Source organism: Salmonella sp. SJTUF15581 (genome assembly GCF_043356775.1).
Taxonomy (GTDB): domain Bacteria; phylum Pseudomonadota; class Gammaproteobacteria; order Enterobacterales; family Enterobacteriaceae; genus Salmonella; species Salmonella enterica.
Genome location: NZ_JBEUJY010000007.1, coordinates 55,840 through 75,743, shown reverse-complemented (window position 1 = coordinate 75,743; position 19,904 = coordinate 55,840). Strand labels below are relative to the sequence as shown.

General features: G+C 57.5%; 23 protein-coding genes. 19 read left to right on the top strand and 4 right to left on the bottom strand.

The window, feature by feature from the left end; all coding sequences use genetic code 11:
- Positions 1-10: 10 nt before the first annotated feature.
- From eutP to eutR, 16 genes are all read left to right on the top strand, one after another.
- Entirely contained in the window at positions 11-490 is a 480-nt protein-coding gene (gene eutP, locus ABVN36_RS14000) for an ethanolamine utilization acetate kinase EutP (protein WP_000820753.1), read from the top strand.
- Positions 468-1,157 (top strand): ethanolamine utilization acetate kinase EutQ, encoded by a 690-nt coding sequence (gene eutQ, locus ABVN36_RS13995; protein WP_000733867.1) that lies wholly within the window; start codon positions 468-470, stop codon positions 1,155-1,157. The genes eutP and eutQ overlap by 23 nt, the downstream gene beginning before the upstream one ends.
- Positions 1,154-1,957: an ethanolamine utilization cob(I)yrinic acid a,c-diamide adenosyltransferase EutT gene (gene eutT, locus ABVN36_RS13990; RefSeq protein WP_023138802.1), complete on the top strand. Its 804-nt coding sequence runs from the start codon at positions 1,154-1,156 to the stop codon at positions 1,955-1,957. Before eutQ ends, eutT begins: the two co-directional genes overlap by 4 nt.
- Positions 1,954-2,970, top strand: a complete 1,017-nt coding sequence (gene pta, locus ABVN36_RS13985) for a phosphate acetyltransferase (protein ID WP_023138803.1) — start codon at positions 1,954-1,956, stop codon at positions 2,968-2,970. The genes eutT and pta overlap by 4 nt, the downstream gene beginning before the upstream one ends.
- 40 nt (positions 2,971-3,010) lie before the next feature.
- Positions 3,011-3,301: an ethanolamine utilization microcompartment protein EutM gene (eutM, locus tag ABVN36_RS13980; protein WP_000387716.1), complete on the top strand. Its 291-nt coding sequence runs from the start codon at positions 3,011-3,013 to the stop codon at positions 3,299-3,301.
- Positions 3,302-3,413: 112 nt separating this feature from the next.
- Positions 3,414-3,701, top strand: coding sequence for an ethanolamine utilization microcompartment protein EutN (gene eutN / locus ABVN36_RS13975; RefSeq protein WP_001522340.1), 288 nt, complete (start codon positions 3,414-3,416; stop codon positions 3,699-3,701).
- Between the two features lie 11 nt (positions 3,702-3,712).
- On the top strand, positions 3,713-5,116 hold the full coding sequence (locus tag ABVN36_RS13970) for an aldehyde dehydrogenase family protein (RefSeq protein WP_023138804.1): 1,404 nt from the start codon (positions 3,713-3,715) through the stop codon (positions 5,114-5,116).
- Between the two features lie 10 nt (positions 5,117-5,126).
- Positions 5,127-5,966 carry an ethanolamine utilization protein EutJ gene (gene eutJ, locus ABVN36_RS13965; RefSeq protein ID WP_023138805.1) on the top strand — a complete coding sequence of 280 codons (840 nt, stop codon included), beginning with the start codon at positions 5,127-5,129 and terminating at the stop codon, positions 5,964-5,966.
- Complete coding sequence (gene eutG / locus ABVN36_RS13960) at positions 5,956-7,143, top strand: ethanolamine utilization ethanol dehydrogenase EutG (RefSeq protein ID WP_001147501.1); 1,188 nt, start codon at positions 5,956-5,958, stop codon at positions 7,141-7,143. The genes eutJ and eutG overlap by 11 nt, the downstream gene beginning before the upstream one ends.
- A 119-nt stretch (positions 7,144-7,262) precedes the next feature.
- Positions 7,263-8,489, top strand: coding sequence for an ethanolamine utilization protein EutH (gene eutH / locus ABVN36_RS13955; RefSeq protein ID WP_000512359.1), 1,227 nt, complete (start codon positions 7,263-7,265; stop codon positions 8,487-8,489).
- Positions 8,486-9,889 carry an ethanolamine ammonia-lyase reactivating factor EutA gene (eutA, locus tag ABVN36_RS13950; RefSeq protein WP_023138806.1) on the top strand — a complete coding sequence of 468 codons (1,404 nt, stop codon included), beginning with the start codon at positions 8,486-8,488 and terminating at the stop codon, positions 9,887-9,889. Before eutH ends, eutA begins: the two co-directional genes overlap by 4 nt.
- Before the next feature lie 11 nt (positions 9,890-9,900).
- Positions 9,901-11,262, top strand: coding sequence for an ethanolamine ammonia-lyase subunit alpha (gene eutB, locus ABVN36_RS13945; RefSeq protein WP_000769990.1), 1,362 nt, complete (start codon positions 9,901-9,903; stop codon positions 11,260-11,262).
- A gap of 18 nt (positions 11,263-11,280) precedes the next feature.
- Positions 11,281-12,177 carry an ethanolamine ammonia-lyase subunit EutC gene (gene eutC, locus ABVN36_RS13940; protein WP_000372344.1) on the top strand — a complete coding sequence of 299 codons (897 nt, stop codon included), beginning with the start codon at positions 11,281-11,283 and terminating at the stop codon, positions 12,175-12,177.
- Positions 12,178-12,186: 9 nt separating this feature from the next.
- The gene (gene eutL, locus ABVN36_RS13935) at positions 12,187-12,846 is read left to right on the top strand and encodes an ethanolamine utilization microcompartment protein EutL (protein WP_001111056.1); all 660 of its coding nucleotides are present in this window, start codon (positions 12,187-12,189) and stop codon (positions 12,844-12,846) included.
- A gap of 12 nt (positions 12,847-12,858) precedes the next feature.
- On the top strand, positions 12,859-13,353 hold the full coding sequence (eutK, locus tag ABVN36_RS13930; RefSeq protein WP_000606271.1) for an ethanolamine utilization microcompartment protein EutK: 495 nt from the start codon (positions 12,859-12,861) through the stop codon (positions 13,351-13,353).
- A gap of 47 nt (positions 13,354-13,400) precedes the next feature.
- Positions 13,401-14,453 carry an HTH-type transcriptional regulator EutR gene (gene eutR / locus ABVN36_RS13925; protein WP_023138807.1) on the top strand — a complete coding sequence of 351 codons (1,053 nt, stop codon included), beginning with the start codon at positions 13,401-13,403 and terminating at the stop codon, positions 14,451-14,453.
- Between the two features lie 199 nt (positions 14,454-14,652).
- Here eutR and ABVN36_RS13920 read toward each other — a convergent pair whose 3' ends face one another.
- The 4 genes from ABVN36_RS13920 to amiA all read right to left on the bottom strand — a co-directional run bounded on the left by ABVN36_RS13920 (position 14,653) and on the right by amiA (position 18,180).
- Positions 14,653-15,930, bottom strand: coding sequence for a DUF1963 domain-containing protein (locus tag ABVN36_RS13920; RefSeq protein WP_033903648.1), 1,278 nt, complete (start codon positions 15,928-15,930; stop codon positions 14,653-14,655).
- A gap of 128 nt (positions 15,931-16,058) precedes the next feature.
- Complete coding sequence (locus ABVN36_RS13915; RefSeq protein ID WP_001194343.1) at positions 16,059-16,388, bottom strand: hypothetical protein; 330 nt, start codon at positions 16,386-16,388, stop codon at positions 16,059-16,061.
- Between the two features lie 20 nt (positions 16,389-16,408).
- The gene (gene hemF, locus ABVN36_RS13910) at positions 16,409-17,308 is read right to left on the bottom strand and encodes an oxygen-dependent coproporphyrinogen oxidase (RefSeq protein WP_393923675.1); all 900 of its coding nucleotides are present in this window, start codon (positions 17,306-17,308) and stop codon (positions 16,409-16,411) included.
- Positions 17,309-17,310: 2 nt separating this feature from the next.
- Positions 17,311-18,180, bottom strand: a complete 870-nt coding sequence (amiA, locus tag ABVN36_RS13905) for an N-acetylmuramoyl-L-alanine amidase AmiA (RefSeq protein ID WP_000102880.1) — start codon at positions 18,178-18,180, stop codon at positions 17,311-17,313.
- Between the two features lie 212 nt (positions 18,181-18,392).
- Here amiA and ABVN36_RS13900 point away from each other — a divergent pair, with 212 nt between their 5' ends.
- The 3 genes from ABVN36_RS13900 (at position 18,393) to ABVN36_RS13890 (ending at position 19,891) form a co-directional block, all read left to right on the top strand.
- Complete coding sequence (locus ABVN36_RS13900; protein WP_000406008.1) at positions 18,393-18,818, top strand: GNAT family acetyltransferase; 426 nt, start codon at positions 18,393-18,395, stop codon at positions 18,816-18,818.
- The gene (locus ABVN36_RS13895; protein ID WP_017441396.1) at positions 18,805-19,254 is read left to right on the top strand and encodes a DUF2919 domain-containing protein; all 450 of its coding nucleotides are present in this window, start codon (positions 18,805-18,807) and stop codon (positions 19,252-19,254) included. The genes ABVN36_RS13900 and ABVN36_RS13895 overlap by 14 nt, the downstream gene beginning before the upstream one ends.
- Before the next feature lie 61 nt (positions 19,255-19,315).
- Positions 19,316-19,891 carry an RpoE-regulated lipoprotein gene (locus ABVN36_RS13890; protein WP_000838971.1) on the top strand — a complete coding sequence of 192 codons (576 nt, stop codon included), beginning with the start codon at positions 19,316-19,318 and terminating at the stop codon, positions 19,889-19,891.
- Positions 19,892-19,904: the final 13 nt, after the last annotated feature.

The window sequence follows — 19,904 nt, the reverse complement described above, 5'->3', positions numbered from 1 at the left end:
GGTGGCGGTAATGAAACGTATTGCTTTTGTCGGCGCGGTCGGTGCCGGAAAGACAACGCTTTTTAACGCGTTACGGGGAAATTATTCCCTCGCCAGAAAAACGCAGGCCGTGGAATTTAATGATCATGGCGATATCGATACGCCGGGTGAATATTTTAGCCATCCCCGTTGGTATCACGCCTTAATTACCACGTTGCAGGATGTGGACACGCTGATTTATGTCCACGCGGCAAACGATAAAGAAAGTCGCTTACCTGCCGGGTTATTGGATGTTGGAACCCGTAAACGACATATCGCCGTTATCAGCAAAACGGACATGCCGGATGCCGACGTCGCCGCTACGCGGCAGTTGCTTTGCGAGATTGGGTTCCGGGAGCCGATTTTCGAGCTCAACGGCCACAACCCGCAAAGCGTGCGGCAGTTGGTGGATTATCTGGCGGCTCTCAGTGAACAGGAGGAAGAGGCAGGTGAAAAAACTTATCACAGCTAACGATATTCGTGCGGCCCACGCCCGCGGCGAACAGGCGATGTCGGTAGTGCTGCGCGCCAGCATTATTACCCCGGAGGCTCGCGAAGTGGCGGAACTACTGGGCTTCACGATTACCGAATGCGACGAGTCCGTCCCGGCATCCACATCGGCGCAGGCGTGTAAAAGCGAAAGCCAGCGCATTCGGGAAGCCATCATCGCGCAGCTCCCGGAAGGGCAGTTTACTGAAAGCCTGGTGGCGCAGTTGATGGAAAAAGTGCTGAAGGAAAAGCAGTCGCTGGAACTGGGGACGATGCAGCCGAGCTTTACCTCCGTCACGGGTAAAGGCGGCGTGAAAGTCATTGACGGCAGCAGCGTGAAATTTGGCCGCTTCGACGGCGCCGAACCGCACTGCGTCGGCTTAACCGATCTGGTTACAGAGCAGGACGGCAGCAGCATGGCCGCCGGGTTTATGCAGTGGGACAACGCCTTTTTCCCGTGGACGCTGAACTACGACGAAATCGACATGGTGCTGGAGGGCGAATTGCACGTACGCCATGAAGGCGAAACCATGATTGCCAAAGCCGGAGATGTCATGTTCATCCCTAAAGGCTCCAGCATTGAATTTGGCACGCCAACGTCCGTGCGCTTCCTGTACGTCGCCTGGCCTGCGAACTGGCAATCCGTATGAACGATTTCATCACCGAAACGTGGCTCAGAGCGAATCACACGCTCAGCGAAGGATCGGAAATCCATCTGCCCGCTGATGCCCGCCTGACGCCCTCGGCCCGGGAACTGCTGGAAAGCCGCCGCCTGCGCATTAAGTTTCTGGATCCGCAAGGCCGGCTGTTTGTCGATGATGACGAACAGCAGCCGCAGCCGGTACATGGCTTAACCAGTAGCGATACGCACCCACAGGCCTGCTGTGAACTGTGCCGCCAGCCGGTGGTGAAAAAGCCCGATACGCTGACCCATCTGACGGCGGACAAAATGGTCGCCAAAAGCGACCCGCGCCTCGGCTTTCGCGCCGCGCTCGACAGTGCCATCGCGCTGACCGTGTGGCTACAAATCGAACTGGCGGAACCCTGGCAGCCGTGGCTTTTCGATATCCGCTCGCGGCTGGGCAACATTATGCGCGCCGACGCTATAGATGAACCGCTGGCGGCGCAGTCTATCGTCGGGCTGAACGAGGATGAGCTGCATCGGCTTTCCCACCAGCCGCTGCGCTATCTCGACCACGATCACCTGGTGCCGGAGGCCAGCCACGGTCGCGATGCGGCGCTGCTTAATCTGCTGCGAACCAAAGTCCGCGAAACGGAAACCCTCGCCGCACAAGTGTTTATTACCCGTAGTTTTGAGGTCTTGCGCCCGGACATTTTACAGGCGCTGAACCGTCTCTCCAGTACGGTTTACGTGATGATGATTTTGAGCGTGGCGAAACATCCGCTGACGGTCGCCCAAATTCAACAACGGTTGGGAGAGACGCCATGATCATTGAACGCGCCCGCGAACTGGCGGTACGCGCCCCCGCCAGAGTCGTCTTTCCTGATGCGCTGGACGAACGCGTGCTGAAAGCGGCGCATTACCTGCAACAGTACGGTCTGGCTCGCCCCGTTCTGGTCGCCAGTCCGTTTGCGCTGCGTCAGTTTGCCCTGAGTCATCGTATGGCGATGGATGGCATTCAGGTCATCGACCCACACAGCAACCTGAGTATGCGCCAGCGTTTTGCGCAACGCTGGCTTGCCCGTGCCGGAGAAAAAACGCCGCCGGACGCAGTGGAAAAGCTTAGCGACCCGCTAATGTTCGCTGCCGCCATGGTGAGCGCCGGTGAGGCTGATGTGTGTATCGCAGGCAACCTGTCGTCAACGGCGAATGTGCTGCGCGCAGGGCTGCGGGTGATTGGCCTGCAACCCGGGTGCAAAACATTGTCGTCTATTTTCCTGATGCTGCCGCAGTATGCCGGTCCGGCATTAGGGTTCGCCGATTGCAGCGTAGTGCCGCAGCCGACGGCGGCGCAGCTGGCGGATATCGCTATCGCCAGCGCCGACACCTGGCGGGCCATTACCGGCGAAGAGCCGCGCGTGGCGATGCTGTCATTTTCAAGCAAAGGCAGCGCCCGTCACCCCAATGTCGCCAACGTGCAGCAGGCGACAGAGCTCGTTCGCGAACGTGCGCCGCAACTGCTTGTGGACGGTGAATTGCAGTTTGACGCCGCTTTCGTCCCGGAGGTCGCCGCGCAAAAAGCGCCTGACAGCCCGCTGCAAGGCCGCGCCAACGTGATGATTTTCCCGTCGCTGGAGGCGGGCAATATTGGCTACAAAATCGCTCAGCGTCTGGGAGGCTATCGCGCTGTTGGGCCGCTAATTCAGGGGCTTGCCGCGCCGCTTCACGACCTCTCCCGAGGCTGTAGCGTGCAGGAAATTATCGAACTGGCGTTGGTGGCAGCCGTGCCGCGCCAGACTGACGTGAGCCGCGAACGCAGCTTACACACACTGGTTGAATGAACGGTCCCGTTCTGGACCCCTTTAATGAGAGGAAAACACGATGGAAGCATTAGGAATGATTGAAACCCGGGGCCTGGTTGCGCTGATTGAGGCCTCAGATGCGATGGTAAAAGCCGCACGCGTGAAGCTGGTCGGCGTGAAGCAGATTGGCGGTGGCCTGTGTACGGCCATGGTGCGTGGCGACGTGGCGGCGTGCAAAGCCGCAACCGATGCTGGTGCCGCTGCGGCGCAGCGCATTGGCGAGCTGGTCTCCGTACACGTGATTCCACGCCCGCACGGCGATCTGGAAGAAGTGTTCCCGATCAGCTTCAAAGGCGACAGCAACATTTGATGGTAGGCCGGATAAGACGCGCAGCGTCGCCATCCGGCATGAATGCGCGCCATTGCCTGATGGTGCGCAGATTCAAGGCCTACGACCCAACGGGCAATCCATGGAGGCGGATATGAAACTGGCAGTCGTCACAGGACAAATCGTATGTACCGTCCGCCATCAGGGACTGGCGCATGACAAATTGCTGATGGTGGAAATGATCGATGCCCAGGGCAACCCCGACGGGCAGTGTGCCGTCGCTATCGACAGTATCGGGGCGGGAACCGGAGAGTGGGTACTGCTGGTCAGCGGCAGTTCCGCGCGCCAGGCGCATCGCAGCGAATTATCACCGGTCGATCTGTGCGTCATTGGCATCGTCGATGAAGTGGTGGCTGGCGGGAAAGTGGTTTTCCATAAATAGGACTGAACATCATGAATCAACAGGATATTGAACAGGTGGTGAAAGCGGTACTGCTGAAAATGAAAGACAGCAGCCAGCCGGCCAGCACTGTTCATGAGATGGGCGTTTTTGCCTCCCTGGATGACGCAGTGGCGGCAGCAAAACGGGCCCAGCAGGGGCTGAAGAGCGTGGCGATGCGCCAGCTTGCTATTCATGCCATTCGCGAGGCGGGCGAAAAACACGCCCGAGAATTAGCGGAGCTTGCCGTCAGCGAAACCGGCATGGGACGCGTTGACGATAAATTTGCTAAAAACGTGGCGCAGGCGCGCGGCACGCCGGGCGTCGAGTGTTTATCTCCGCAGGTGCTGACCGGCGATAACGGCCTGACGCTGATTGAAAATGCGCCGTGGGGCGTGGTGGCCTCGGTCACGCCGTCCACCAATCCGGCGGCGACGGTGATTAATAACGCCATCAGCCTGATTGCCGCAGGCAACAGCGTCGTGTTTGCCCCGCATCCGGCGGCGAAAAAGGTCTCTCAGCGGGCAATCGCTCTCCTCAATCAGGCGGTGGTCGCCGCCGGTGGCCCGGAAAATCTGCTGGTCACCGTGGCGAACCCGGATATCGAAACCGCCCAGCGGTTGTTCAAATATCCCGGTATTGGCCTGCTGGTGGTGACCGGCGGCGAAGCGGTGGTGGACGCGGCGCGCAAACATACTAATAAACGCCTGATCGCCGCCGGTGCCGGTAATCCCCCGGTGGTGGTGGATGAGACCGCCGACCTGCCGCGCGCTGCACAATCCATCGTCAAAGGCGCGTCGTTTGATAACAACATCATCTGCGCCGACGAAAAAGTGCTGATTGTGGTGGATAGCGTCGCCGACGAGCTGATGCGTCTAATGGAAGGTCAACACGCGGTGAAACTGACCGCCGCTCAGGCCGAACAGCTCCAGCCGGTGCTGCTGAAGAATATTGATGAGCGCGGCAAAGGCACCGTCAGCCGTGACTGGGTCGGTCGTGACGCGGGCAAGATTGCCGCAGCCATCGGCCTGAACGTCCCGGATCAAACGCGCCTGCTGTTTGTGGAAACGCCAGCTAACCATCCGTTTGCCGTCACTGAAATGATGATGCCGGTACTGCCGGTGGTGCGGGTCGCCAACGTCGAAGAAGCCATCGCCCTGGCGGTTCAGCTTGAAGGCGGTTGCCACCATACGGCGGCGATGCACTCGCGCAATATCGACAACATGAACCAGATGGCGAACGCCATCGACACCAGCATTTTCGTCAAAAACGGGCCGTGCATTGCCGGGCTTGGATTGGGCGGAGAAGGCTGGACCACCATGACTATCACCACGCCAACCGGCGAAGGCGTGACCAGCGCGCGTACCTTTGTGCGGCTGCGTCGATGCGTGCTGGTGGATGCGTTTCGCATTGTATAAGGGATGACTCATGGCGCACGACGAACAACTCTGGCTCACCCCAAGACTGCAAAAAGCGGCGGCCCTGTGTAACCAGACGCCCGCCGCCAGCGATACACCGCTGTGGCTGGGCGTCGATTTGGGCACCTGCGACGTGGTGTCGATGGTGGTCGACGGCAACGCCCAGCCGGTGGCGGTGTGCCTTGACTGGGCCGACGTCGTGCGTGACGGCATCGTCTGGGATTTCTTCGGCGCCGTCACTATCGTGCGCCGCCATCTCGACACCCTTGAACAGCAGCTCGGCTGCCGCTTTACCCACGCGGCGACCTCGTTCCCGCCGGGCACCGACCCGCGTATTTCGATCAACGTGCTGGAGTCTGCCGGGTTAGAAGTCAGCCATGTACTGGATGAACCGACGGCGGTAGCGGATCTGCTGGCGCTTGATAATGCAGGCGTGGTGGATATTGGCGGCGGCACTACCGGCATTGCCATCGTCAAACAGGGCAAGGTGACTTACTCCGCCGATGAAGCCACTGGCGGGCACCATATCTCCCTGACGCTGGCGGGCAACCGCCGTATTCCCCTGGAAGAGGCGGAACAGTACAAGCGCAGCAATGCGCAGGAGATTTGGCCAGTAGTGAAGCCGGTGTACGAAAAGATGGCGGAGATCGTTGCTCGCCACATTGAAGGGCAAGGAATTGCTGATTTATGGCTGGCGGGCGGTTCCTGTATGCAGCCGGGCGTGGAGGCGTTATTTCGCCAGCGTTTCCCGGAGTTACAGGTGCATTTACCGCAGCACAGCCTGTTTATGACCCCGCTGGCGATAGCTAACAGCGGGAGAGCGAAAGCGGAGGGACTCTATGCAAGCTGAACTACAGACGGCGCTATTTCAGGCATTCGACACCCTGAATCTGCAACGGGTGAAAACGTTCAGCGTACCGCCGGTCACGCTGTGCGGGCTTGGGGCGCTCGGCGCCTGCGGCCAGGAAGCGCAAGCGCGAGGCGTAAGCCATCTGTTTGTGATGGTCGACAGCTTCCTGCATCAGGCGGGAATGACCGCGCCGCTGGCACGCAGCCTGGCGATGAAAGGCGTGGCGATGACGGTCTGGCCGTGTCCGCCAGGCGAGCCGTGCATCACCGATGTCTGTGCGGCGGTGGCGCAACTGCGTGAGGCGGCGTGCGACGGCGTAGTGGCCTTTGGCGGCGGTTCGGTGCTGGACGCGGCGAAAGCGGTCGCCCTGCTGGTGACTAACCCTGACCAGACGCTGAGCGCCATGACCGAGCACAGTACATTACGCCCGCGTCTGCCGCTGATTGCGGTGCCGACCACCGCCGGAACCGGTTCTGAAACCACCAACGTGACGGTGATTATCGACGCGGTCAGCGGGCGCAAGCAGGTACTGGCACACGCGTCACTAATGCCGGACGTGGCGATTCTTGATGCTGCCGTGACCGAAGGCGTTCCGCCAAACGTGACGGCGATGACCGGTATCGATGCGCTGACGCATGCGATTGAGGCCTACAGCGCGCTCAACGCCACGCCGTTTACCGACAGCCTGGCGATTGGCGCGATAGCGATGATTGGCAAATCGCTGCCGAAAGCCGTGGGTTACGGCCACGATCTGGCGGCGCGTGAAAATATGTTACTGGCCTCCTGTATGGCGGGAATGGCCTTTTCCAGCGCCGGTTTGGGGCTGTGTCATGCGATGGCGCACCAGCCAGGAGCGGCGCTGCATATTCCGCACGGCCAGGCCAACGCCATGCTGCTGCCAACGGTCATGGGCTTTAACCGGATGGTATGCCGCGAGCGCTTCAGTCAAATCGGTCGGGCGCTAACCAATAAGAAATCGGACGATCGCGATGCGATTGCGGCGGTGAGCGAGTTGATTGCCGAAGTAGGGCAGAGCAAACGGCTGGCTGACGCTGGCGCCAAACCCGAACACTACAGCGCGTGGGCGCAAGCCGCGCTGGAGGATATTTGTCTGCGCAGTAACCCACGCACCGCCACACAGGCACAGATTATCGACCTGTACGCGGCTGCCGGGTAATGCCTGTAGGCCGGATAAGGTGCTCGCACCGCCATCCGGCAATAACACGGCGTTAATGCCGGAGGCGACGTAAACGTCTTATCCGGCCTACAAATCATAAATGGCAGGGAGTAAGGGCTATGGGAATTAACGAAATCATCATGTACATCATGATGTTCTTTATGCTGATTGCCGCCGTGGACAGAATCCTGTCACAGTTCGGCGGGTCGGCGCGCTTTCTCGGTAAATTCGGCAAGAGTATCGAGGGGTCTGGCGGCCAGTTTGAAGAGGGCTTTATGGCGATGGGCGCGTTGGGACTGGCGATGGTCGGTATGACCGCGCTGGCGCCGGTGCTGGCGCATGTACTGGGGCCGGTTATTATCCCGGTATACGAAATGCTGGGCGCGAACCCATCCATGTTCGCGGGTACGCTGCTGGCCTGTGATATGGGCGGGTTCTTCCTCGCCAAAGAGCTGGCCGGCGGTGATGTCGCGGCGTGGCTATACTCAGGATTAATACTTGGGTCGATGATGGGGCCGACCATTGTGTTCTCCATTCCGGTGGCGCTCGGCATTATCGAACCGTCTGACCGCCGCTACCTGGCGCTTGGCGTACTGGCGGGTATCGTCACCATTCCCATTGGCTGCATTGCGGGGGGATTGATCGCCATGTACTCAGGCGTGCAGATCAATGGTCAGCCAGTGGAGTTTACCTTCGCGCTGATCCTGATGAACATGATCCCGGTATTGATCGTCGCGGTGCTGGTAGCGCTGGGGCTGAAGTTCATCCCAGAAAAAATGATCAACGGTTTCCAGATTTTCGCCAAATTTCTGGTGGCGCTGATCACCATCGGTCTGGCGGCTGCGGTGGTTAAATTCCTGTTGGGTTGGGAGTTGATTCCGGGGCTCGACCCGATCTTTATGGCGCCAGGCGACAAACCCGGCGAAGTGATGCGCGCCATTGAAGTGATCGGCTCTATCTCCTGCGTGCTGCTCGGCGCGTATCCGATGGTGCTGTTACTGACCCGCTGGTTTGAAAAACCGTTGATGAATGTCGGTAAACTGCTGAACGTAAATAATATTGCGGCGGCAGGCATGGTAGCGACCCTGGCGAACAATATCCCCATGTTCGGCATGATGAAGCAGATGGATACCCGCGGCAAAGTGATTAACTGCGCATTTGCCGTCTCTGCGGCGTTCGCGCTGGGCGACCATTTAGGCTTCGCCGCTGCCAACATGAACGCCATGATCTTCCCGATGATTGTCGGCAAGCTGATCGGCGGCGTGACGGCGATTGGCGTGGCGATGATGCTGGTGCCGAAAGATGACGCCGCCCAGGTGAAAACCGAAGCGGAGGCGCAATCGTGAACACTCGCCAGCTACTGAGCGTCGGTATCGATATCGGCACCACCACCACGCAGGTGATCTTCTCGCGCCTGGAGTTGGTTAACCGTGCGGCGGTGTCGCAGGTGCCGCGCTACGAATTCATCAAACGCGACATTAGCTGGCAAAGCCCGGTCTTCTTTACGCCCGTGGATAAGCAGGGCGGTCTGAAAGAGGCCGAACTTAAAGCGCTGATTCTGGCCCAGTATCAGGCCGCAGGCATCGCGCCTGAATCGGTGGACTCAGGGGCTATCATTATCACCGGCGAAAGCGCCAAAACCCGCAACGCCCGTCCGGCGGTCATGACGCTCTCGCAGTCGCTGGGCGACTTTGTGGTCGCCAGCGCCGGGCCGCATCTGGAATCAGTCATTGCCGGTCACGGCGCCGGAGCGCAAAGCTTGTCTGAGCAGCGGATGTGCCGGGTGCTGAATATTGATATCGGCGGCGGCACGTCTAACTACGCGCTGTTTGACGCGGGAAAAGTCAGCGGCACCGCCTGCCTTAACGTCGGTGGTCGCCTGCTGGAAACCGACGCTCAGGGGCGCGTGGTTTATGCCCATCAGCCGGGGCAGATGATTATCGATGAGGTATTCGGTTCGGGTACTGATGCTCGCGCCTTAGCTGCCGCACAGTTGGGGCAGGTGGCGCGGCGGATGGCGGATCTCATCGTCGAGGTTATCACCGGCGCGCTCTCGCCGCTGGCGCAATCGCTGATGCAAACCGGGCTGCTGCCCGCCGATATTACGCCGGAGGTGATCACTCTTTCCGGCGGGGTGGGCGAGTGCTATCGCCATCAGCCTGCCGATCCGTTCTGCTTTTCTGACATTGGACCGCTGCTCGCCACGGCGTTGCATGAACACCCGCGTCTGCGCGAGATGAACGTGCAGTTTCCGGCGCAAACCGTGCGTGCCACGGTGATTGGCGCGGGGGCCCATACGCTCTCGCTTTCCGGCAGTACTATCTGGCTGGAAGACGTCCAACTGCCGCTGCGCAACCTGCCGGTGGCGATCCCGCAGGATGACGCCGATCTGGTGAACGCCTGGCGGCAGGCGCTTCTCCAGCTTGATCTCGACCCGCAAACCGACGCTTACGTGCTGGCGCTTCCCGTCACGCTTCCGGTGCGTTACGCCGCATTACTCACGGTCATCAACGCGCTGACGGCTTTTGTCGCGCGTTATCCCAATCCACATCCCCTGCTGGTGGTGGCCGAGCAGGATTTTGGTAAAGCGCTGGGCATGTTATTGCGCCCACAGTTACCGCAACTTCCGCTGGCGGTCATCGATGAGGTGGTCGTGCGGGCGGGAGACTATATCGACATTGGTACGCCTCTTTTTGGCGGATCGGTTGTGCCGGTGACGGTGAAATCACTCGCATTTCCTTCCTGAGGGAACGACTTATGAAACTAAAGACCACATTGTTCGGCAATGTTTATCAGTTTAAGGATGTAAAAGAGGTACTGGCCAAAGCCAACGAACTGCGTTCGGGGGATGTGCTGGCCGGGGTTGCCGCGGCAAGTTCGCAGGAGCGCGTAGCGGCAAAACAGGTACTGTCGGAAATGACGGTGGCGGATATCCGCAACAATCCGGTGATTGCCTATGAAGAGGACTGCGTGACGCGCCTGATTCAGGACGACGTCAACGAAACGGCCTATAACCGGATTAAAAACTGGAGCATCAGCGAACTGCGCGAATACGTACTGAGCGATGAAACCTCCGTGGACGACATCGCGTTTACCCGCAAAGGCCTGACCTCCGAAGTGGTGGCGGCAGTAGCGAAAATCTGCTCCAACGCTGACCTGATCTACGGCGGCAAGAAAATGCCGGTGATCAAAAAAGCCAATACCACCATCGGTATTCCGGGCACCTTTAGCTGCCGTTTGCAGCCGAACGATACCCGTGACGATGTACAGAGTATCGCCGCGCAAATCTACGAAGGGCTTTCTTTCGGCGCAGGCGATGCGGTGATCGGCGTTAACCCGGTGACCGATGACGTGGAGAACCTGACCCGCGTGCTCGACACCGTTTACGGCGTTATCGATAAATTCAATATTCCGACCCAGGGCTGCGTGCTGGCGCACGTCACCACCCAGATCGAAGCGATTCGTCGCGGCGCGCCGGGCGGACTGATTTTCCAAAGCATTTGCGGCAGCGAGAAGGGCTTAAAAGAGTTCGGTGTGGAACTGGCGATGCTCGACGAAGCGCGGGCTGTGGGGGCGGAGTTCAACCGCATCGCCGGGGAAAACTGCCTGTACTTTGAAACCGGGCAAGGGTCTGCGCTCTCTGCTGGCGCGAACTTTGGTGCCGACCAGGTGACGATGGAAGCGCGTAACTACGGGCTGGCTCGCCACTACGATCCGTTCCTGGTGAACACCGTGGTGGGCTTTATCGGGCCGGAGTATCTCTACAACGACAGGCAGATTATCCGCGCCGGTCTCGAAGATCACTTTATGGGCAAGCTGAGCGGCATCTCGATGGGCTGCGACTGCTGCTATACCAACCATGCCGACGCCGACCAGAACCTTAACGAAAACCTGATGATTCTGCTCGCCACTGCCGGCTGTAACTACATCATGGGGATGCCGCTCGGCGACGACATCATGCTCAACTACCAGACCACCGCTTTCCACGATACCGCCACCGTCCGTCAGTTGCTGAATTTACGGCCATCGCCGGAGTTTGAACGCTGGCTGGAAACGATGGGCATTATGGCAAACGGTCGTCTGACCAAACGGGCGGGCGATCCGTCACTGTTCTTCTGATGACGCGGGGATAACACCATGGATCAAAAACAGATTGAAGAAATTGTACGTAGCGTGATGGCGTCAATGGGACAGGACGTACCGCAGCCCGTCGCGCCGTCAACGCAGGCAGGCGCAAAGCCGCAGTGCGCCGCGCCGACGGTGACCGAAAGCTGCGCGCTGGATTTAGGTTCTGCGGAGGCAAAAGCCTGGATTGGCGTCGAGAATCCGCATCGTGCGGACGTGCTGACCGAACTGCGTCGCAGTACTGCGGCACGCGTCTGTACGGGTCGTGCCGGGCCGCGTCCACGTACCCAGGCGCTGCTGCGCTTCCTGGCGGATCACTCCCGTTCGAAAGACACCGTGCTCAAAGAAGTGCCGGAAGAGTGGGTAAAAGCGCAAGGGCTGCTGGAAGTGCGTTCGGAGATCAGCGACAAAAACCTGTACCTGACGCGCCCGGATATGGGGCGTCGCCTGAGCCCGGAAGCCATTGACGCGCTGAAGTCGCAGTGCGTGATGAACCCGGATGTGCAGGTAGTGGTCTCCGATGGCCTCTCTACGGATGCGATCACCGCCAACTATGAAGAGATCCTGCCGCCGCTGCTTGCCGGTCTGAAGCAGGCCGGGCTGAACGTCGGCACGCCGTTCTTTGTGCGCTATGGCCGCGTGAAGATTGAAGATCAGATTGGCGAAATTCTCGGCGCGAAGGTCGTCATCCTGCTGGTGGGCGAACGTCCGGGGCTGGGGCAGTCGGAAAGCCTCTCCTGCTACGCGGTCTATTCCCCGCGCGTGGCGACCACCGTCGAGGCCGACAGAACCTGTATTTCAAACATTCATCAGGGGGGGACGCCGCCAGTAGAAGCTGCCGCCGTGATTGTGGATTTGGCCAAACGGATGCTGGAGCAGAAAGCGTCCGGCATCAACATGACCCGTTAAGGAGACATCATGCCTGCATTAGATTTGATTCGACCTTCAGTGACTGCCATGCGCGTGATTGCCTCCGTGAATGACGGCTTTGCGCGGGAACTTAAATTACCGCCACATATACGTAGTCTCGGACTCATCACGGCAGATTCTGATGATGTGACCTATATTGCCGCTGACGAAGCGACCAAACAGGCGATGGTGGAAGTGGTCTATGGCCGCTCCCTCTATGCCGGGGCGGCTCACGGGCCGTCGCCTACCGCTGGTGAGGTGTTGATTATGCTGGGCGGACCGAACCCGGCGGAAGTGCGCGCCGGTCTGGATGCAATGGTCGCCAGCATTGAAAACGGCGCGGCGTTCCAGTGGGCGAACGATGCGGAAAATACCGCATTCCTGGCGCATGTGGTTTCGCGTACCGGCTCGTACCTCTCGTCTACCGCAGGTATCGCGCTGGGCGATCCAATGGCCTACCTGGTGGCACCGCCGCTGGAAGCGACATTCGGCATTGACGCGGCGATGAAATCCGCTGACGTTCAGCTGGTGACTTACGTGCCGCCGCCGTCGGAAACCAACTATTCGGCCGCGTTCTTAACGGGAAGCCAGGCCGCGTGTAAAGCCGCCTGCAACGCCTTTACCGACGCCGTGCTGGATATCGCCCGTAACCCTGTCCAGCGTGCGTAACGGAGGCTGCCAATGATCAATGCCCTGGGATTACTGGAAGTGGACGGAATGGTCGCCGCCGTCGATGCGGCGGATGCCATGCTGAAAGCGGCCAACGTGCGTTTGCTCAGTCATCAAGTGCTCGACCCTGGCAGGTTAACGCTGGTGGTGGAGGGCGATCTGGCGGCGTGTCGTGCGGCGCTGGATGCCGGAAGCGCCGCCGCGCAGCGCACAGGCCGTGTGATTAGTCGCAAAGAAATTGGTCGTCCGGAAGAGGACACCCAGTGGCTGGTTGGCGGGTTTGCGCGTGCGACAACGCCGACTGAGAAAGCGCCCCAGGTACCCGCAACGCCTGAGTTCGCTGAGGCGTTACTGGCGCTGCTGGCATCAGTACGCCAGGGAATGACGGCGGGAGAGGTTGCCGCGCATTTTGGCTGGCCGCTGGAGCAGGCCAGAAACGTGCTGGAACAACTCTTTTCTGACGGAGCGTTGCGTAAACGCAGTAGTCGCTATCGCATCAAAAATTAATCTGTCGGAGGGCCGGGCGTCCTGGCGGGCGTCCGGCATAGAAGATCATGAAAAAGACCCGTACAGCGAATTTGCACCATCTTTATCATGAAGCGTTACCCGAAGACGTTAAACTTACGCCCAGAGTCGAGGTGGACAATGTTCATCAGCGACGGACGACGGATGTCTATGAACATGCTCTGACTATCACCGCCTGGCAGCAGATCTACGATCAGTTACACCCGGGTAAATTTCATGGCGAGTTCACGGAAATCCTGCTTGATGAGATTCAGGTGTTCCGTGAATACACCGGCCTGGCGCTGCGTCAGTCGTGTCTGGTTTGGCCAAACTCTTTCTGGTTTGGTATTCCGGCGACGCGCGGCGAACAGGGATTTATCGGCGCGCAGGGGCTCGGCAGCGCCGAGATTGCCACCCGACCGGGAGGCACCGAGTTTGAACTGAGCACGCCGGATGATTACACCATTCTGGGCGTCGTTATCTCGGAAGATGTTATTTCCCGTCAGGCCACGTTTTTGCATAACCCGGAAAGGGTGCTGCATATGCTGCGTAACCAGTTAGCGCTGGAGGTAAAAGAGCAGCATAAAGCGGCGCTGTGGGGATTTGTGCAGCAGGCGCTGGCCACCTTCAGCGAGAGTCCTGAAACCCTGCATCAACCTGCGGTGCGTAAGGTCTTGAGTGATAATTTGTTGCTGGCGATGGGCACGATGCTGGAAGAGGCGAAGCCGATTCATAGCGCCGAAAGCATCAGCCATCAGGGATATCGTAGGCTACTGTCGCGGGCGCGGGAATATGTGCTGGAAAATATGTCGGAGCCGCTGACGGTGCTCGACTTATGTAACCAGCTACACGTAAGCCGTCGCACGCTGCAAAATGCGTTTCACGCCATTTTGGGCATTGGCCCCAATGCGTGGCTGAAACGTATTCGCTTAAACGCAGTACGCCGGGAACTGATTAGCCCGTGGTCGCAGAGCGCCACGGTCAAAGATGCCGCGATGCAGTGGGGATTCTGGCATCTGGGGCAATTTGCCAGCGATTATCAGCAATTATTTGCCGAAAAACCGTCGTTGACGCTGCATCAACGGATGCGGCAATGGGCTTGATATTGATGGGGAGGCTCTCCGGTTGCTGATAACGTGCGCGTGTCGGGAATTGCCCGGTGGCGGCTGGCGCCTTACCGGGCCTACGGATTCGCTGCCGTCTGTGGTTGGTAGCCCGGACAAGGCGCGCCAGCGCCGCCTCCGGGGAAGCGCGCGCACAACGTGCAAAACAGTTTTGTCATCAGATCATGAGGATGAGCGTTTATGTTTGCTGATAAGACGTTGCCGTTGTTTGGCAGGAGGGGCAGATAAACCCATAAAGCATTCCTTCCGCATATTCCTCTTCCTCGATATCTTCATAGCTTAGCTGCGCAAGAAACATCATCGTTTGCGCGCACGTTGGGCACGTGGGATAGTCTGCATCCTGAACCCATGCGGGATGGCCGCCGAGCTGTGAGAAGGTGGTGGGTAAAAATATTTCAGCAGCGAATAGCGGCAAACGGGATTCCCCGGGGTGCAGAACATCAAGCGGTAGCGTTATCCAGTCAGAGGAATTCTCCACCGCCAGCGTCGAGAGCGCATTTTTTTCGCACCATCGCGGCTGGCCTTGTGGATCGACGGTGGCGAAAACGGTGTTATATGCCGTACAACACTGACAGGTCAGAATACGAATTTGACCGGGCCAACCCTGCGTGCTGAGGCCGACGGCGCTCGGCGCAACCTCAAACAGATTGATTAGCGGCAGGGAACAGTGTGGGCAGTTTTCACCATATTCTGCGACGGCGCGAAAAACGGCCGGCTGTTCAGGTGCCTGTTTTACCAGATGGGTACATTGCGGAAAGTAAAGATCGCGCCTGCGGCCATTTTCAGTGAGCTCCCATCCCGCCTGGTGAGCATAGCGATGAGGGAGGATATGAAGTGAAGCACTCCACGCAGGTGGTTCCTGGCGCCAGCGGTTAAAATGCTCAACGACAACCTCATCGCCAATCCAGGCCAGGGCGCAAAGAATGCCGTCACGGTTTTCGTCATCGGTTTCCACCTTCTGCAAAAGCGCGTCGCGTACGTCAGGTGGCGCACGGTGAAAAGGTAGGGGTGAAGAGAGCTCCAGTTCTTCTTCATTCATTACCTGGCGCAGGAAATTATCCAGATTGGCCTGGGTAAATGCCGCCAGGCACAGCGCAATTTCCTGAGCTTCCTCCTGCCATCCGGAATCAAATAATTCTTCTGCATAATCGACCATGTCGCGGCTTTCATCATCGGAGAGCTTTTTGTAAAGCTCATCGGTCGGAATGGGGCAGGGAATCCACTCGATTAACGGATCGTGTTCCCGGGGTTCATGAACGAGTTTAAGCATTTCAACAGGGTTGGTAATGCCACTGAACGCGTCGATCGTTTTTCTGTTTTTCCGGATATATTCTTCCTGCTCTTGCCGATAGCGCGCCTGGACGCAGGGCATGCAATAGCCCTCCGTGCGGGCAGCCGTTGCTGGCAGGATGAAATGTGAGCATTGCGGGTTTTTACAAGGAATACGCTCGTCCATGCGGTAGTGCTCCACTGCAAATTCTACGAGTGTTTACTGTACTGTTTTACTAATGATAACGGCAGCGGGCGGTTATCCGAATTCTTTATCTACAATGAACTCGTTTATTTCTACGAACCTGCTTTTATTCAACGGCCAACCGGATAGGCGATAAACAAACCGGCTATCGTCAGAATACATGCCAGTAGGCATAGCAAGATGCAGTTAACGCTTTTACGCGGAATATGAATAATAAAGCAGAGTAATGCTATCAGGGCCATGACCACAGGGATGGTCACCATATTGATAACCAGAAGCACGATCAGACCGAAGCTCACCCCTCCGCTATGAGGGATGAATATTCTTTCTTCAAAATATATTTCTAGCGTAATGGCAAGCAGGCAGCCAATAAAACTTATACCCAGATGGGGATGCCATTTGGCGTCACTGGTTACTACTTTCCGTGTATTTGTTTGCATTGTTTTACTTTATAAATAAGCTAAATCCAGTCGCGTACCTGAATAAACTCGCTCAGCGCTGCTTCCGGGCTACCCGCTTCTGGCTGCCAGTCGTACTCCCAGCGCACCAGCGGCGGCATCGACATCAGGATAGATTCAGTGCGCCCGCCGGTTTGCAGGCCAAACAGGGTGCCTCTGTCCCATAGCAGATTGAACTCCACGTAGCGACCGCGGCGATAAAGTTGAAAATTACGCTCCCGCTCTCCCCAGACCATCGCTTTGCGTCGTTCGACAATCGGTAAATACGCCCGGGTGTAGCCGTTGCCGACCGCCTGCATAAAAGCAAAACAGTGGTCGAAATCCGGCATATTCAAATCGTCAAAAAACAGGCCGCCGATACCGCGCTGCTCGTTACGATGCTTGAGGAAAAAGTAGTCATCGCACCACTTTTTATAACGCGGATACACATCGTCGCCAAACGGCTGGCACAGGTCGCGGGCGGTGCGGTGCCAGTGAACGGCATCCTCTTCAAAGCCGTAGTAGGGCGTTAAATCGAACCCGCCGCCAAACCACCACACCGGATCGGCGCCCGGTTTTTCGGCAATAAAAAAGCGCACGTTAGCATGGCTGGTGGGAATATACGGATTGTGCGGATGCACCACCAGCGATACGCCCATCGCTTCGAAGCTACGCCCGGCGAGTTCTGGCCGATGCGCGGTGGCGGACGCGGGCATTGCATCGCCGTGAACGTGAGAGAAATTAACGCCCGCCTGTTCGAAAATCCCGCCGTTGCGTAATACCCGGCTGCGTCCGCCGCCGCCCGCTTCGCGTCGCCAGCTATCTTCGACAAAGTTTGCGCCATCCACAGCGGATAACGTTTGGCAAATATCATCCTGCAGGCGTAGCAGAAACTGTTTTACGTGATGTGCATCGGGTTTCATGATTACCGTTTCTTCGTGTGTGCTTTCTGATTATCAAACCAGTGAAAATAACTGATGATGCCGTTGGCGATCGCCGTAGCGATTTTCTGGCGAAACGCCGTCGTGCCCAGCAGGCGTTCTTCTTCCGGATTGGTAATAAACGAGGTTTCGACCAGTACCGACGGAATTGACGGTGATTTTAGCACCACGAAAGCCGCTTGTTCGGTAGTGCGGCTGTGTAATTTATGTATGGGTTTGATTTTCTTGAGAATATGCGAACCCAGCGTCAGACTGTTTTTAATCGTATCGGTTTGCACCAGATCAAACAAAACTTGTTGTAATAGATGATCCCGGTCAGTGGCTTTTTTACCCGCCACTTCGTCCGCGCGGTTTTCACGCTCGGAGAGATACTTCGCCATGGCGCTACTGGCCCCGCGGTTGGAAAGCGCAAAAACGGAAGCGCCCGCCGCTTTCGGGTTGGTAAAACCATCGGCATGAATGGACATAAACAGATCCGCGCCGTGCTTATGGGCGATTTCCACCCGATCGTACAGCGGAATAAAGGTATCCCCTGTCCGGGTTAAACGCGCATCGATTCCGTGATTTCGCAAAATAGCGCGTACGTTTTTGGCAATTGCCAGTACGACGTGTTTTTCCTGAGAACCGTTGCGGCCAATCGCGCCGGTATCGATGCCGCCGTGTCCGGGGTCGAGCATCACCAACCGTTTACTGCCGGTTTTTTTGGTTTTGGGTTTGCTGTGACCATTACTGGTTTTTAGCGTTTCTTCTTTGGCTATTGCGTGCGACATACCTGACAGCGTCAGGGCCGCCAGACCTGTTTTGAGTACCTGGCGGCGCGAAGTGAGAGTTTTTAGGAGTTTAAAAGTGCTCATACGGCCTGAGTTGTGAAAATTAAGTTCAAGATGTTATATCGTATCGCGTAATCCGTTACGACGGTTGGTGATGAGAATTGTTTTACTTTTCATTTCAATACGTGACACATCGCCATTATGCCATTTTTTCCGCTACATCGCGTCAGATATTGGCTGAATCAGATGTTTGCGCCATAATCTTGGTTTTTCCACCCGAAAAGGCAACGAATACCATGGAAATACGCGTTTTTCGCCAGGAAGATTTCGAAGAGGTGATTACCCTCTGGGAGCGTTGCGACCTGCTGCGTCCATGGAACGATCCTGAAATGGATATTGAACGCAAGGTGAATCACGATGTCAGCTTGTTCCTCGTTGCGGAAGTTAGCGGCGAAGTCGTCGGTACGGTAATGGGCGGTTATGACGGGCATCGCGGCTCGGCGTATTACCTGGGCGTTCACCCGGAGTTCCGCGGGCGCGGCATTGCGAATGCGCTGCTTAACCGGCTGGAAAAAAAACTCATCGCCCGCGGGTGTCCGAAAATCCAAATTATGGTGCGCGATGATAACGACGTTGTGCTGGGCATGTATGAACGTCTGGGGTATGAGCATTCTGACGCCCTAAGTTTGGGTAAACGCCTGATTGAAGATGAAGAGTACTGAGTTTCATCCAGCCGATTATGATGTACACGGACGTTTACGCCTGCCGTTTCTGTTCTGGTGCGTACTGTTACTTCAGGCGCGCGCCTGGGTACTCTTTGTCATTGCCGGTTCATCCCGTGGACAGGGTAATACTTTGTTAAACTTTTTTTATCCCGACCATGATAATTTTTGGCTGGGGCTGTTGCCCGGCGTTCCGGCGGTAGTGGCGTTTTTACTCAGCGGGCGGCGTGAAGCGGTTCCTGGTGTGTGGCGCTGGCTGCGCGGACTCCTGATCCTCGCTCAACTGGTGTCGTTGTGCTGGCTGCCGGTGATGTGGCTGGGTGGCGACCCGGTCAACGGCGTCGGGCTGGCGCTGCTGCTGGCGGACATCGTCGCGCTGATCTGGCTGTTAACCAATCAACGTTTGCGTGCCTGTTTTTCCTTTGAGAAAGAATAACGGCACTTTTTGGCGAACCCGCACTCCAACCAACGTTAATTAATAAAAGAAAGGAAGTGAGATGAAATCGCTGCGTTTGACTTTACTCGCACTGCCGCTGGCGCTGACCGGCTGCTCGACGCTCTCCTCGGTCAACTGGTCTGCCGCAAATCCATGGAACTGGTTTGGTTCCTCGACAGAAGTCACTGAGCAAGGCGTGGGAGCGCTGACCGCCGCCACGCCGCTGGAAGAGCCGGCTATTGCAGAGGCATTAGATGGCGATTATCGCCTGCGTAGCGGTATGAAAACCGATAACGGCAACGTGGTGCGCTTTTTCGAAGCGATGAAGGGCGACAGCGTCGCGATGGTGATCAACGGTGAGCAGGGAACCGTGAGCCGTATTGATGTACTGGACAGCGATATCCCAACTGCCGCGGGGGGCAAAATCGGTACGCCGTTTAGCGACCTTTACAGCAAAGCGTTTGGTCACTGCGAGCCGGTTTCCAGCGATAGCCATACCAGCGTCGAATGTAAAGCCGAGGGAAGTCAGCATATTAGCTATGTTTTCTCCGGCGAGTGGAGCGGACCGGAAGGCTTAATGCCTCCTGATGACGTCTTAAAAAACTGGGACGTGCGCAAAATTATCTGGCGTCGTTAATTTGCGCCTGAAC

Coding starts and splice junctions, on each gene's coding strand:
- eutP (WP_000820753.1), top strand. CDS start 11: ATGAAACGTATTGCTTTTGTCGGCGCGGTCGGTGCCGGAAAGACAACG.
- eutT (WP_023138802.1), top strand. CDS start 1,154: ATGAACGATTTCATCACCGAAACGTGGCTCAGAGCGAATCACACGCTC.
- pta (WP_023138803.1), top strand. CDS start 1,954: ATGATCATTGAACGCGCCCGCGAACTGGCGGTACGCGCCCCCGCCAGA.
- eutM (WP_000387716.1), top strand. CDS start 3,011: ATGGAAGCATTAGGAATGATTGAAACCCGGGGCCTGGTTGCGCTGATT.
- eutN (WP_001522340.1), top strand. CDS start 3,414: ATGAAACTGGCAGTCGTCACAGGACAAATCGTATGTACCGTCCGCCAT.
- ABVN36_RS13970 (WP_023138804.1), top strand. CDS start 3,713: ATGAATCAACAGGATATTGAACAGGTGGTGAAAGCGGTACTGCTGAAA.
- eutJ (WP_023138805.1), top strand. CDS start 5,127: ATGGCGCACGACGAACAACTCTGGCTCACCCCAAGACTGCAAAAAGCG.
- eutG (WP_001147501.1), top strand. CDS start 5,956: ATGCAAGCTGAACTACAGACGGCGCTATTTCAGGCATTCGACACCCTG.
- eutH (WP_000512359.1), top strand. CDS start 7,263: ATGGGAATTAACGAAATCATCATGTACATCATGATGTTCTTTATGCTG.
- eutB (WP_000769990.1), top strand. CDS start 9,901: ATGAAACTAAAGACCACATTGTTCGGCAATGTTTATCAGTTTAAGGAT.
- eutC (WP_000372344.1), top strand. CDS start 11,281: ATGGATCAAAAACAGATTGAAGAAATTGTACGTAGCGTGATGGCGTCA.
- eutL (WP_001111056.1), top strand. CDS start 12,187: ATGCCTGCATTAGATTTGATTCGACCTTCAGTGACTGCCATGCGCGTG.
- eutK (WP_000606271.1), top strand. CDS start 12,859: ATGATCAATGCCCTGGGATTACTGGAAGTGGACGGAATGGTCGCCGCC.
- eutR (WP_023138807.1), top strand. CDS start 13,401: ATGAAAAAGACCCGTACAGCGAATTTGCACCATCTTTATCATGAAGCG.
- ABVN36_RS13920 (WP_033903648.1), bottom strand. CDS start 15,930: ATGGACGAGCGTATTCCTTGTAAAAACCCGCAATGCTCACATTTCATC.
- ABVN36_RS13915 (WP_001194343.1), bottom strand. CDS start 16,388: ATGCAAACAAATACACGGAAAGTAGTAACCAGTGACGCCAAATGGCAT.
- hemF (WP_393923675.1), bottom strand. CDS start 17,308: ATGAAACCCGATGCACATCACGTAAAACAGTTTCTGCTACGCCTGCAG.
- amiA (WP_000102880.1), bottom strand. CDS start 18,180: ATGAGCACTTTTAAACTCCTAAAAACTCTCACTTCGCGCCGCCAGGTA.
- ABVN36_RS13900 (WP_000406008.1), top strand. CDS start 18,393: ATGGAAATACGCGTTTTTCGCCAGGAAGATTTCGAAGAGGTGATTACC.
- ABVN36_RS13895 (WP_017441396.1), top strand. CDS start 18,805: ATGAAGAGTACTGAGTTTCATCCAGCCGATTATGATGTACACGGACGT.
- ABVN36_RS13890 (WP_000838971.1), top strand. CDS start 19,316: ATGAAATCGCTGCGTTTGACTTTACTCGCACTGCCGCTGGCGCTGACC.